General features: G+C 34.9%; 9 protein-coding genes and 1 pseudogene. 2 read left to right on the plus strand and 8 right to left on the minus strand.

Going from position 1 to position 13,815, the window contains the following annotated elements:
• Positions 1-214: 214 nt before the first annotated feature.
• The 4 genes from HMPREF2731_RS03870 to HMPREF2731_RS03885 all read right to left on the minus strand — a co-directional run bounded on the left by HMPREF2731_RS03870 (position 215) and on the right by HMPREF2731_RS03885 (position 7,887).
• Positions 215-1,045, minus strand: a complete 831-nt coding sequence (locus HMPREF2731_RS03870; RefSeq protein WP_070872353.1) for a class C sortase — start codon at positions 1,043-1,045, stop codon at positions 215-217.
• A gap of 91 nt (positions 1,046-1,136) precedes the next feature.
• Positions 1,137-3,014, minus strand: a complete 1,878-nt coding sequence (locus HMPREF2731_RS03875) for a SpaH/EbpB family LPXTG-anchored major pilin (RefSeq protein WP_070872355.1) — start codon at positions 3,012-3,014, stop codon at positions 1,137-1,139.
• On the minus strand, positions 3,011-4,432 hold the full coding sequence (locus HMPREF2731_RS03880; RefSeq protein WP_070872356.1) for a SpaH/EbpB family LPXTG-anchored major pilin: 1,422 nt from the start codon (positions 4,430-4,432) through the stop codon (positions 3,011-3,013). Before HMPREF2731_RS03880 ends, HMPREF2731_RS03875 begins: the two co-directional genes overlap by 4 nt.
• 2 nt (positions 4,433-4,434) lie before the next feature.
• Complete coding sequence (locus HMPREF2731_RS03885) at positions 4,435-7,887, minus strand: SpaA isopeptide-forming pilin-related protein (protein ID WP_070872358.1); 3,453 nt, start codon at positions 7,885-7,887, stop codon at positions 4,435-4,437.
• Positions 7,888-8,241: 354 nt separating this feature from the next.
• Here HMPREF2731_RS03885 and HMPREF2731_RS03890 point away from each other — a divergent pair, with 354 nt between their 5' ends.
• Positions 8,242-9,738 carry a helix-turn-helix domain-containing protein gene (locus tag HMPREF2731_RS03890; protein WP_002313382.1) on the plus strand — a complete coding sequence of 499 codons (1,497 nt, stop codon included), beginning with the start codon at positions 8,242-8,244 and terminating at the stop codon, positions 9,736-9,738.
• Between the two features lie 609 nt (positions 9,739-10,347).
• Here HMPREF2731_RS03890 and HMPREF2731_RS03895 read toward each other — a convergent pair.
• The 3 genes from HMPREF2731_RS03895 to HMPREF2731_RS03905 all read right to left on the minus strand — a co-directional run bounded on the left by HMPREF2731_RS03895 (position 10,348) and on the right by HMPREF2731_RS03905 (position 12,016).
• Positions 10,348-10,656 (minus strand): hypothetical protein, encoded by a 309-nt coding sequence (locus HMPREF2731_RS03895; protein WP_002314578.1) that lies wholly within the window; start codon positions 10,654-10,656, stop codon positions 10,348-10,350.
• A 760-nt stretch (positions 10,657-11,416) separates the two neighbouring features.
• A complete protein-coding gene (locus HMPREF2731_RS03900) occupies positions 11,417-11,695 on the minus strand; it encodes a hypothetical protein (protein ID WP_002314576.1) in 279 nt (92 codons plus the stop codon).
• A 75-nt stretch (positions 11,696-11,770) separates the two neighbouring features.
• The gene (locus tag HMPREF2731_RS03905) at positions 11,771-12,016 is read right to left on the minus strand and encodes a helix-turn-helix domain-containing protein (protein ID WP_002313380.1); all 246 of its coding nucleotides are present in this window, start codon (positions 12,014-12,016) and stop codon (positions 11,771-11,773) included.
• 104 nt (positions 12,017-12,120) lie between these two features.
• Here HMPREF2731_RS03905 and HMPREF2731_RS15485 point away from each other — a divergent pair.
• Positions 12,121-12,894, plus strand: a pseudogene (locus tag HMPREF2731_RS15485) (hypothetical protein).
• 52 nt (positions 12,895-12,946) lie between these two features.
• Here HMPREF2731_RS15485 and HMPREF2731_RS03915 read toward each other — a convergent pair.
• The gene (locus HMPREF2731_RS03915) at positions 12,947-13,261 is read right to left on the minus strand and encodes a hypothetical protein (protein ID WP_002313378.1); all 315 of its coding nucleotides are present in this window, start codon (positions 13,259-13,261) and stop codon (positions 12,947-12,949) included.
• Positions 13,262-13,815: the final 554 nt, after the last annotated feature.

The following is a 13,815-nucleotide window of genomic DNA, read 5'->3' on the forward strand; positions in this document are numbered from 1 at the left end:
TTTCTGTCTAGTTAATTGTAGCCTATCCAGACTATGAAATAATGTAGAAGAAAAGCAAATTTAATAACGCTGCGATTCCATGTGTAACTGTATTTAATACTTAATTGATGAATTCGTGCTTTCGTCTAAATTCTATCTCCATCTTATTACACTCCGTTTCATTCGTGAGATTCCACTATACACAAAAGATATTCTGTTTACGTAAACTATATACTTACTTTTTTAAAAATTTTATTAGGATCACTAAAAATAGCAACAAGAGCACACCGATCAAACCGCTTACAAGTAAAAATGCAGTACACTTTGCCTGTTTCACTTTTTCTAAGGATTCCTTTATTTCTTCTGGTTCAACAACGATTCTGTGTCCACGCACCAGTAAACGGTGACTGTTGATCATATACGGAGTACAAGTAACCAGTGTGACTAGATCTTGATCTTCTTGGATTTGCAGCGCTTCTGTTTCTGTGGGTTCTACGGTTTTGATTTGATCGACTTGATACGCAAGATACTGTCCGTTAATTTCAATATAAAAGTGATCTTTTATTTTTAATTGAGGTAAATTTGTAAACAATTTTGCTTGCGACAAGCCTCTATGGCTAGAAAGTACCGCATGTGTCGATTTGCCTCCAATAGGGTATGAGGTTCCCTCGAGCAGACAAGCTCCTTTTTCCAATAGTTTCATCGTTGTTTGATCAAAAATCGGTAAGTTGACATTGATTTTGGGGATCGTCAAAATACCGATCGTATGTTTCTCAAAATAGGTTCTATCCTTTTTCGCAGGTTCTTTTTTCTTAGTAAAGGGATCTGCACCTGGATTTCCACCTTCTTTTGCTAATTGCTGGTTTTTCTTTGTCATGTTTTCTTGGATTTTAGCCATGACTGCTTCATTTTCTTTGACCGCTTGTTGCTGATAATGAGAGATGATCTGCTGATCCAGATAATTATTCAGCGCGTCGCTAACAAATGGATAAGCCAAGACGCCTATCCCTGACAGAAGCAAGAAAAGCATCAGCAGATCTAGAAGTTTCCTTTTCTTTGGTTTCATTTGTGTTCTCCTTGTGATGACTGTTTGATAATAAAAGAAAAAGGAGCATTTGCGTAATCCGCTGCTCCTTTTTCCAATTCTTGCAAAAAGACTAAATCTGACTGTGCTTGCGTCTAGCAAAGTACAGTCCAGCAATCAGTAGAAGGACTACTCCTGCACCGATATACACATAGATTCCCTTACCGCCTGTTGAAGGAAGTGTACCTTTGTGTTTATTTGGTATTTTTTCAGGAGAAATCAACTGTCCTGCTGTTACATAAGATTGTTCATCGATAGTAAATGCTACACGGTTTGTTAATGGAACATATTTTTCTGGCGCTTTCGTTTCTTCCAGATAGTACGTGCCATATTTTAGACCTGTCACATCGATTAAACCGTTACTTGTGGTTGTAAAAACCGTTGCTGATTCTTTCGCCGATACCCAGCTGACGGCTTTTGTGGATGGGTCGATCGATAAATATTTCGCTGTGTCACTATCTTGATCACGAACGACGAATTCTGCTCCAGCAAGTGTTTGGTCTGATGTAACGTCACCATCTACTTTAACAAATCGTTTGCCCCCAGTAACGACATCGACTGACGGTGGTGTTTGATCATTTGTATGCCCGTTATCGACATTTGCTTGGTTAGAAAATCCTTTGGTTGGATCTGCTTTTTCGTTCAAATGCATATAGTAAACGAATTTCAATGTACCGCCAGGAGTTAATGAAGGAATATAATTCGGATCAACTGAAACCGTGAATCCGTTTGTTTGCTCAGTGACAGAATAATTTACTGGGTCGATTTCTTTATTTCCATCATATAAGGCATAAACATACGTTCCTGAAGAATCATTATCAAATGTTAAAGCAGCGTCATGAGTATCGATAAGTTTGAATGTTGTGTACTTGTTTTGCGTTCCTTCTTTATCAGCGATACCTAATGGGATATTGACAGAAATCTCATATTGAATTTTTTCACCGATTGCGACATCTTTTCCATTCAATTGAGGTGTTGTTTTATCAACTTTAGACGTATCATTTTTGATGGTCTTTTCTACTGGTGTTTGGCTATTTGCCAGGATCTCAAAAGGCGTGATTGTTTGATTATCAATCATTTCTGCATTATCAGGAGCTTTTACTTCTTCTAAATTATATTTTCCAACCTCTAAATGATTGACGATCAACTGACCTTTTTCAATCGTTGCCTCGGCAAAGTCATTGTTGCCGATATCATAAGAATGACCAGTAATGAAATGTTTGGCTTTCGTTTGATCCGTTGTCCAAGTGTACAATCCATCTGTGACACTTTGGATGTATTTTTTGACGCTTGGTGTTCCTTCTTCTTTAGAAATAATAAATTCTGCTCCATTTAGTGCTTCGTTTTCGGCAGTACCGATTTTTGTAACTTTCAACGTTCCATCATTACCGACTGTATTTTTAGGGTAGAGATGGATAGTATCTAGTTCTTCTGTCCCGTATTTATAAGAGCCATCTGCTTGTTTGATCATCTCATATACAGGGAAAGCTAAAACCATGTTTGCGGCAGCTGACACTCCGTCTTTTGGTTCTTCTTTGATCGTGTAGACTGCATCTTTCCCATTTTGTTTTTTAGGTAAAGATAAAGTGACATTTCCATCAGCATCTGTCGTTCCTGAAGCAACTGGTGTACCAGGAGTCAAAGACTGGACTGCTTGTTTTGCTGCATCCACCGATGCTCCTTTCTCCCGTTGCGCATAAAATTCTGGAGTGACGTTATAAACGGAAAATGAAATATCGGCTAATCCTTGGTATTGATCGAATTCACTCATTTCTTTCCCACTGTTTTGAATCAAAGGATCGGGTAAATCAGTCATTTTCTTTTTATGGAGAATGACTTGAGCTGCTGTATCCTCCGCAAACACTCTTTTTGCGCCGAAGCTACTTGTGATTAATGGTAAAATAAGAAAAAGTACTCCTAACATAACGTTTATTTTTTTATGATTTTTCATTTTTTCACTCCTGTTCTTTTTTTGATAAACAACCAGATTGTAAAGCTTGCGAATACCATACCAACAACGCCTAAAAGTGTATTTTTCGTTTCGTTTGTTTTTGGAAGAAATGGACGGCTATTTTCTTTTTTATTGACTACTTTCAATATACTGTCCGCCTCTTTATCCTCAGAAAGAAAAGTTGAAATGGTAAACGGAATTTCTGTTTCACTTAAAATATAACCAGAAGGTGCTTCGATCTCTTTTAATCGATAACTTCCTGTTTTCAACCCGGAAATTGAAAAAGCGCCATTTTTATCGGAAATCAGGTGAAGCGCATTTGATTCGTTCTTTGTCCACTTGTATTCGTTGGCTGTTTGCTGGAGGTAATTTCCTGCTTTGTTTTTAATAAGGAATACTGCGCCAGCTAATCGTTTATCTGGTTTATTTGTCTCGATTTTGACAAATTGCTTACTCCCTGTATATACAGAAACTTTCTTTGTACTGATACCAAAACCAAAATCCAGTGTTCCGTTGTTGTTGATTTCCTTGTTCGCCTGTGCTGTACTGCTTAGCTGCATCTGATAAGAAATGGTCAGTTTTTTTCCAGCATATTTTTCCAACGAAGGGATCGAAAATAAAACATCAAATCCGTGAGGTTTCTTGTGTATGACAAAGCCTTCTGTCAGCTTTTCTCCATTCGATGAAATCGTTAAACTATTAGGTAAAAACGTTAATGCTTCATCCGCACTATCTGACAATTCGAACTTTTGATAGTCAAGGATATTTACAGGAATTGTCGTATGCAAGGAATAAGTGATTTTTTCACCAATCGTAAAATCATTTCTAGGCTCTTCTAATACCTTCTCAAAAGGTGGATCAGGGTAGTCGTTTTCTTCATTTTTAGGATACAAATGGATAGTTGAAAGTTTTTGATTGTTTTGTCCATATACAGGAAGAACAACTACCATATTCTCTGCCTTTTCTTTGACGACTTCTGGTGCTTTGGATTCAATGAAAAGATACGCTTTCTCTCTTTTTTCTTGATCTTTAGCGGCCAGAGAAAAAGAAGCGATACCATCTTCGTTGTTAAGAGTTGTAGTTGTTGCTTCTGCGGTAAACGTACCGGAAGACGCACCGTTTTTTGCGATCTCTGTTTGTGCTTCTTCTACCGTTTTGCCCTTTTCCCGTAGATGGTAAAAAGAATCTGTGACATCATAAACTTGGAATATGACACCATTTAATCCTCGATACGTTTGTAATAACGCTTTTTCTTGTCCGTCATTTGGATGATTTTTCGGCAGTTGCCCGTTTGGGAAAAGCAATTTGTGTAAAGTAATCTGAACTATTTCTGTTTCTGTTTCTGTTGCTGCCTGAGTAAAAGCTGGTTTAAATAGTAACAAGAAGAGACACATACTAAGCCAACCAAGTTTTTTCATATTTAGCTGCCCCCTCTTTCTTTTTTCAAAAAAAGATACCAAATAGAAAACGCACAACCAATCATCCCTACTAGATAGATTCCTAAACGGCCAATTCCTCCCGTTTCAGGTAATGGTACTTTTGCCTGATTCGTGATGTCTAAAGAAATCTGGTTGTTTTTGGCTCCTGGTGACAGAACAGATTCATACTCTTGTCCATCCACTTGAATCGATCCATCTTCTTTTATGATGATAGTAACTGGATCTTTTAGTCCTTGGTATCCTTCTGGTGTAAAGGTTTCGGTCAGCTTATAAGTTCCAGGTTTTAAATTTTCGAATAGAAAGGTATCTGTTTCTTGTCCATCTTTTGGCAATTCTAAGTCCATTTCTGGTCCCTGCAGTCTGAATTTTGCTCCTTTTAATGTCTGTCCGTTGTCTTCTTTTTTGTGTACCGTTAGATCAAACGCTTTTAGTCGATTTTGATGAGTGAGCGTCCATACATTATTTGTCATCTCGGTATTTTTTCCCGTGTAAATGATTTTTCCATATTTATCGATTTGGAATTCATAATTTCCCGGCGAAGTATCATATCCGGCAGGACCAGCTGTTTCAACGACTCGGTATTTACCAGGTGTGAGTGAATCAAAACTGGCAAGACCTTTTTCATTCGTTGTTTGGCTGTCAATTGGCTGATAAGTACCATTTGCTTCTTTTTTCTGTAGGGAAAATGCTGCTCCTTTAAGATTTATCTCTTTGTCCGTCCCTTGCATCGTATACTTACGTACTGCTATAGGAATTTCAACAAAAGGATTTTCAATGGTCAACTGGATCGTATCATCGGAAGTAGTGACTGTTTTTCCATCAATGGTTACCGTACCATCAGAAGCAATCTTGATTTCCCAAGTAGTCTTTTTGCTTAATTCATGCCCTTCTGGAGCTTTTGTTTCTGTCAGTGTATAAGTCATTTCTTTTTGCAATTTGACATTTTCTGGAAGAGAATAGGTTCCGTCGCCATGATCTGTTAGTAAAGTATCAATAGAATCTCCTGTTAATTTGAAAACAGCGCCAATAAGATCCTTTTCACCTGTAGAGGAATTTTTCGTTATTTTCAAGTTTAACGGTGTGAATTGTTTAGTATTTTTCCATGTCAGTGCATCTATTTGTTGAGAATCGTATCCTGGTACAGGTAATTCTTTGATTGTTTGGTAACTGAATGCTTGACCTTGATTATTGTATTGAGGTAGTGATAATATCTCTTGATAACTTTCTCCGCTATTTGCAGATAATTTGTCAATGTCTGCACGTTCCCACGTATTTGTTGTATCTTTAGCTGGTTTAATGATGCGGATATATCCGTTTTTCCAAGCTGCAGCATTTGTCGTATGTTCCCGTTGAATCTCAAAAGTAACTTGATCTGGACGATCAGCTAGATTGTTATCAAATTCTTCCCATAACTTTTTGATGTGAAGACTGACTCCGGGAGCTTTAGCAGATGGTATACCGAATTCAGCTAATTCATTGGTATCAATGTTTGGCTGGAAAGTTGTCCTGCCGTTCATTTGATACCAGAAATTTGGATGGAAGTCCTCATTTTCTGTTTGGATTCTCACTTGGTAATGGATTTGGATTTCTTGGTCTTTTCCTAAATAGATCTGATTGCTCTTGATGGTATTTCCTTCTATGGAAATAGATGGAGTGACCGTTGTAGGACTTGTCCCCACACTCTTGACTGAAAGTGTACCAGGCTGATAAATGAATGGTTCTGCGATTGGATCATTTATTTGTCCATTGCTTACAGTTGCTGAGATCTGTACAGCTTTTTTGGCTAGGTATTCAGAGATATCTGTTGCATGATCAGCTGATTCATAGTAAAGATCGCCTTTTTCATCTGATGAAACCATTTGTCGCATACGAGACTCTACTTCTGCTTTTGAGAGACCAGCTGCCGGATCGCTTTGAAGTTGGATGCCAAGACCATGTATTTCGATTCCTCGTTCTTTGAGTGCCATCGCTTCTCCGATGGTTGCGATAAACGTACTGTCGATTCTTCTGGATAGATTGTTTTGGTCAGGTGCATCATAGATTCTTGAGATTAGAGAAGTATTTCCCGGCCGATCTTGCGTATTAGAAAACTGAGTTCCGTAATAATTGCTGCTTGATTGTGCGTGTACCCGCTGTACTTTATAAGAAAATGTTGGTACACCATCCGTCAGCAAAACGATCACTTTTTTATGTCCATTTGGAACGGATAGCATGTTTCCTGCATCTCTTAGTGCTTTTTGTGTAAAAGTACCACCATTTGTCCATGAAGGTGTAATGGATTTTACTTGATTTTTCACTGAATCAAATGAACCCATCTGTACTGCACCGTTACTGTAGCTATATCCTTCGATTGAGTAGCCGACATATCCCATATTGATTTTGTCTGTGATACCGCTATCTGCTAAAGTATCGACAAAACGATCGACACCAATCTTTACTTCACCGATCCGATTATTGTCGTTCATACTTCCAGACCAGTCTACGACCAATACGAGATCAAGAGGAGTGATATTTTTTTGAGTATTTCCTCGAACATTCAGATACAAGTCAAACAATCCAGGAGTCGCTGTTTCTTTGGCAAATTTTCGGATGGCATAATCGGCATCCTCTTTTTCCCCACCATATTCAATATAAGAATTGTTGCGATTGGTTGGATTGCCATCCCACCCATTCAGCCCGTCCCATTGCTGTTGTCCTTGGCGATTGCCCTGATGATTACGCACATATTGACTATTATCCGGTTGCCACATTGCCTTAGGGTATGTTCCTTGCTCATCTGTGGTATATTCTGGTTCAATCGTAGCTAACCCCTTAGGTTTCAACTGTGCATTAAATAATTGTGGTTGTTCAAACGGACGATATTCGTCTTTATCTAACGATGAATCATCCGATATCTCATGATTTTCATAAGAAGTTGATGTTTCAGACGTTTTTTCATTTGTTTGTGCAGTTTCCTGATTCTTATTATCTATAGAAAATGAAAAGGAAACAGGTTCGGATAAAAGTAACTGACCCGTTTTTTCTTCTATCTGAATATTGAGTTGAAATTCTTTGCTCGTACTCGGCAACTCAATGGTCCATTCTCTTTCTTCAATAGTTTGAGAAAAATAACCTGCTAGCCATTTTCGTTGTTGTTCATCTGTGTATTCTTGATATTCCTGAGAAACATAAGAGGAAAGCAGATTCGTTTCAGGTGCATCTTTTGAATGTAGCTGGAATAAAAATCGGGTTTCTTGCGTTTGCGCATTTAATCGATACAAGATCGTTAGCTGATGATCTATTTTCCTAATACTTACTTTGCCGTATTCATTGTTTAATACTTCTATGGTTGATTCTTCATTGGCTGCCACAGTCTCCCCTTTTTGGATATGGAAATAGGTGACGAAAAATAGAGAAAATAGACAGAAAACGATAAAATAATTTCGCTTCTTCATTTATGGATACCTCCTTAGAAAAAATTTAATATTCAATTAGATAATATAAAAAAAAGAAAAAATTCACTAATCTTTCTAATTCTCTTCTCTTTTGGCTGTAACTATTCAATCAGAGTTATTTTAAAGGAAATTAAACTTGAGATAGATTAATAAATATATCTAATAATTAGTTATTGAAAATAGGTTATTTATTCTTTTCTCTCACAAAATATACTCATTAAGTGGTAATTTTGAGATAAATTAAAAAAAAATATTTCTAAATCCTGTATAGTTTTTTTAGAAAATCGAGACGAGTATTTACAAGAAAAAATAAATACGGTATTAATAATAAAAACATAAAAAGAAGGTGAAGAATTGATTGAAAAAATTTTATTAGATGACCATGCGAGAATGAAATTAAGCGTGTATGGAAAGGTGATGACCTTACGGCCGGGGGAATATAGTTTAGATCATGTACGAGAAAACTTAGATTTCTATTTCAGTGCGACTCGTTTCAAAAAAATCCTATGTGATATACAAGATGATTTAGAACAATTTACTGATATTAAACTGTTACATAATAAAAATAAGTTATCCATTCCTGAACAACTTGTTCAATATATCCAATACCAACATTACCTATCAACAGAAAGTGTTCCTTATAAATTATTGATCAGTCTTCTGACCGAACAAGATGAAAATCTTGCAGCTTTTTGCAATCGCCAATTTATCAGCCGCTCAACGTGTTTTCGGCAAATAAAAAAATTGGCTGAATATTTGAAGGAATACAATATCAACTTGAATTTATCGAATCTTACCTTATCTGGTTCTGAAATGCTGATTCGCATCATCTTTTTCAATTTCTTTTGGTTTGTTTCATTAGGGGAAAGCCTGGATAGCATTCCTTACAGCCAAGAAGTTCGTGCATTGATTTATAAGCACGAAGGATCGCAACACAAGAATAAGTTTGATTTAGGAAAAAAACAAGCCAGCCTCCATTGCCTGATTTGTTTGCTGAGGATCGAAAACAATCATTTTACGGATATCTATAGATTATCAAGAGATTCCTTTATTCCAAGCGAAACAAACATTGACTTTTTTTACGACTTCTTCAAAATTGCGAATCTTCGTTTAGATATCTTAGAGGTAAACTCTTTGTTTTACTTATTCTATTACTGGCCGCTTCTTACCTCTAATCAAGACATTCGTGTGCCGATCGTTCATCATTCGTATGAACAACCGAGCAATGAGGTCAAAGATATCTTAGAGGAATTTCAGAAGCATTGTCAGACATTTATTGGTACACTCCAGTTTGAAAAAGAGCCAGCTTTGCTTTTGAATCTCTATCTATCAATTGGTAATTTTAGCATGTTCAAGCAAAAAATTCCTTTGACCACACTATTTATCTCTTCTTATATTAAAGATAAATACCCACTTTTACGTATCTTGACAATCAAAATCGAAGGTTTTTGGAAAAAAATCGCACAACGAAAAAACTATACATGGCTGAAATCATGCGTAAGTGAATTAGCCTTTCTACAAACCAGTTTACTTTATCCGTATTATTCAGAAATCGATGAAAACTATAAATTGAAAGTTGGGTTTGTTAACGTCTCTGAACATCTGATTTCCGAAGAAATCTTGAATTTAGGAAAGAAAATCCCCTTTGTAGATATCGAGCTACTCACACTTCCCATCACTGAAGAATATGACTTTTTCATCTTTGGTTCACCTCTACTGATTCCTGCTGGTCTTGATTCTTCTAAGTATACAGTCCTTGATTTTTGTCATTACAGCGATTTTGAAACTGATCTGTATCAACGTCTTTTAGAAGTTCATCATCTCAAATTACAAAATTTGTTCTCTAATTAGCTGATTTATGTAAAAAAGTGGCTATGACATAAGTTCCTAAAAAGAGCTGAACCCTTATCTATCAAGGGTTCAGCCATCGTTTCTTTATTCAGATTTTTCTTCAGCTATGAAGTTAAGTTCATTGACGATAATTGAAGCTAGGTGCTTTTTGAATAGGATTAATCACTTTGCTAATAATAAATTTTAATGATTAGTTTTCAATCGTATTCAAGTTACGTGGTGTGCTTTTGGTAAAAAGCTACTTATCAATTAGTTTCAAAGGTTCTACATTAGCAAAATTATCAATTTTTGTAATTTAACTAGTAAAACGATATTCCCAAGCTTTTTCTTTACGCTTATTATTAACAGAATATCTAAGCATATACTTATATTTTTAGCGAAATTCTTTGTAAATCTCAATAAATTTCATCTGGATTGTCATAAGTAATAATCCCTAATGCTATGCTTATCTTTATCAATAAATTCAAATAAAGATTTTTTTACATTGATTAAAATATGGAGGCTCAAAAAAATGAACATTTTCTCTTTTGGATAATTAAATGAAATACCATCTGTATAAGATTCAACATCCATATTAGTTAATTGAATCTTTTAGTAAAGAAATATCCCTTATTTTTTTATTAAAGATTGCTTATTAAAGCAACAACCTACCTTGTACTTACTTTCTTGTTTTGTCCCCTCTATCTGTCCACCGCTAGTAATACCACTTACGTTCGTTATATTTAGGAAGAAGGTCGCAAACCCTTCCTCTAGAGAAAAAGGATGATTAAACTCTTTTTTACAAATTTCTTTCTGTCTTGGCCATTCTTCAATGTTTACAATGGTTTTGTTAATCAGATTGATAAATTTGTTGGGATAATTTAATATTGAATACCATAAAGAACGCATAGATTTATCTAAATTATTAATTGCAGTCATTTTCACATTCTTTTGAATTAATAGCTGAATGGGCCACCCCGGCTCCCTCTGCAAAATGCTCGATATCTCGATATAAATTTCATATTCTCCAATACTCTTGTCTATTGTTTTTTTCAAATTTATACAATTGACTTTTTCCTGCCAGATACCTCAAAAGGGAGTTGGTTGTTGGCAAAAAATACACCTCCTGAAATATTTATTTTTTGCATTATTAAATCTTCATCAACTTTTTGTCCTTACATACATATCTGCATATATATCCAGCTTTAATCTGTCATCACTTGAATTTTACCAAAAGTATTCGTTAAATAGTTTATTTATAGTTTTTAATATCTCTTTGGATAAAAACTTTTTTAATCATCGTTGGAGAGTATTGGGTCATTATCACCTGAATACCCTAGTCTTAAAAAAATTGGGTTAAGACATAAAAAAATTCAATTTGTGCAGCTGGAAAAAGACCTGCGTCTACTTCATCAATTAGCAAGATTCCTCCTTCAATTTCTTAAACGATAACAAGACTCTTACAATTGTCCAACATTATCTTCACCTACAGATATTGATTGAAAGTTATATTCAGAAGTATGTGGTTGCTAAAGAGTTTACCGCCCCACTAATAGTATCAATTGCTGCGACAAATTATATCCAGTAAGCTCTAACTTCAAGCCTTTATTTTCTTCAACATATACATCAGTAGCAAAATCATAATCACGAGAAACAATTAGAGTTAAGCAATTTACATTAAGATAAATTATCATTGGATTCATTGCATTTCTAGCTCTCTTAACACTGGACTATTTTTGCTATAATCTTTTGATAAATTTAACTTTAGATTTTTCTTTTCTACTCCATCATATAGTTCAATACCAACATCCAGTGAACTAGGTAAATCATAGTTTTCCAAGAATCTAAAGTGTTCTGAAAATACAAATTCATATGCTTTATCCAACAACGTTTTGTATACTTTCAAATGATTTCGTTTAATTGGATTCTCAGTATAACCTGTTGAGAATATAGTATACCCTATCGTTACATATCCCATTCATTATTATACCAGTATTTCTTTGTGATACATAAGGGTGTAAAAATAGCTTCTTATACTAAAGACTACAAGTAGTTATTGAAGCAAGTCTTCATAAGACACCTGTAGAACATCCCTAATAGCTCTCAATTGATCCAACTTAATGTGTTGGCGGCCGCTTTCAATCTTAACCAATGTTTCCCTAGTTATAGCGATTTTTCTAAGCTGTAGGTCTCTAACTAGCTCGGTTTGACCGATTCCTTTTTCTACTCGGAATCGTCTAATATTGCTACCGATTACATTTTCTCTATCAATAATTTTTTCCTCTTTCAAGAATAGCACACCTTTTGGACTAAAATTAGTCCTTTTTCTTATTAATGTTAAAGATTTGGTATGCTACAATGGGGCTAGTATTAGTCCATATTCAATTTTAAGGAGGAATTTCTTTGAAAAAATTTGCAATCATTCTAACCTGCGCTTTACTCATCGGAACTATAAGCGGGTGTACCACTTCTGACACAAATTCTACAAGTACGGAAACTAGTACAACAACCTCAGAAAAGAATTACCCTATACGTTTTTTTCCGGTTCCAGATGGATTTGAAGCTTATTATCATGATAAAAAACTAGATGTCCCTTTATCAGAAACTGAACCTACTGAAAAGATTTTGCCAATTGAAATTGAAAGAAATTAAGAGGATATAAAACTCAAGGCCGATCTTCCCATACTGAACAGCACAGAAATTGATTGGCACGAGAACATTAAAGTAACTATTGAAAAAGGAGCATTAGCACAACTTTATACTGAAAAAGTTGAACAATTTTTTGAGGCTGGTGCCAATAAAGACTTTTTAAAAATAAGCGATTATTCGGATAACTTTTTTAATGAAACCCAAGATGAAATCATGAACTCAACTTTTATGGCTGAAGATATGTACAATATGACGTTAAAAAAAATTAAAGCTTACGACCATCCGTTAAATCTGACACTAAATAATGGATTGCTCTCTTTTGTATTAGCAGGTTACGTTGACTATGAATATTCACCAGCTTATTTGGAGAAACCTCTTCAACACGAGAACAATGATATTAATTTTAGATTTGTCTACAATTCAAAAAGGAAAACATGGTTAGTTGATCAACTAAGCACTATAAACACAAGCTTCCATGAATTACCTAAACCTGAAACTGAAGCTGATATGGTCATTAAAACATTCTAAAAAAGAAACGTTGAAGGAATAATCATTCTTTCAACGTTTCTTTTATTGTTTTTCAGTTTACAGTCTTACCTGAGCGAATAATCTGATTTCTAAACTCTCGAAAAACTTCTTGTGGTTGATAATAGTCTGTATCTATTTCAAATATTTCCGAAAACAATTCAAGGAACTTTTCTACTGAAATGATAATGTTACCATCTTCCTCTTGGCTGTTTTCTATTATTTCTGCTTCTAATTCAAATAAATCTAGTGACGAACTAAAATCATAAATCCTGTCATATTGAACAAAAAAATCAAGAAAAAGTTGCTCAAACTCTTCCTTATTTATCACTAGTGTTTCAAGCGGAACAACTTTATTTTCATCAGACATTCTCCCAATTTCCTCACTTTCATTTTCAATCGTTCATTGTTGCGGACGTATCAGATTTTCTCTATCATTTTTCAGTGCATAGATTACTTGTAATACACGACCATGCTTTGTAAACTTTTTTAGTTAGTCGAATATTTTTTAAATGTGCGTTTCATACTATACGCTTGATAGATTTTCTCCTATTTTTTAATCTTTTATCACAACCTTTATCGTTTTTTCTTCTGAAAAAAATGTTGCTTACATCGTTACATAGTTTCCAAAAAGATACATTACTAGTAGAAACAACAAGATTCCTTTATTTCCCGCTGAAATGGGAAGTATATTTTAAACATTTTTTCTCCTTCAACTTACACTATAAAGTATCTTAATCACGCGATATGCTGGCCACTAAATTCATTATATTTGATTCCTTTTTTAAGATAATGTAGCATCTTTTTATCCAATAACGCAATTGTTTTCAAGGATAAATTTCTTAAGATGGTACATTTCAAAATGGTATTTGACATATAAAACAAAAAAGAAAGATGGATAGGCTACAATTAACTAGACAGAAA

The organism is Enterococcus sp. HMSC072F02 (genome assembly GCF_001837725.1).
GTDB lineage: Bacteria > Bacillota > Bacilli > Lactobacillales > Enterococcaceae > Enterococcus_B > Enterococcus_B lactis.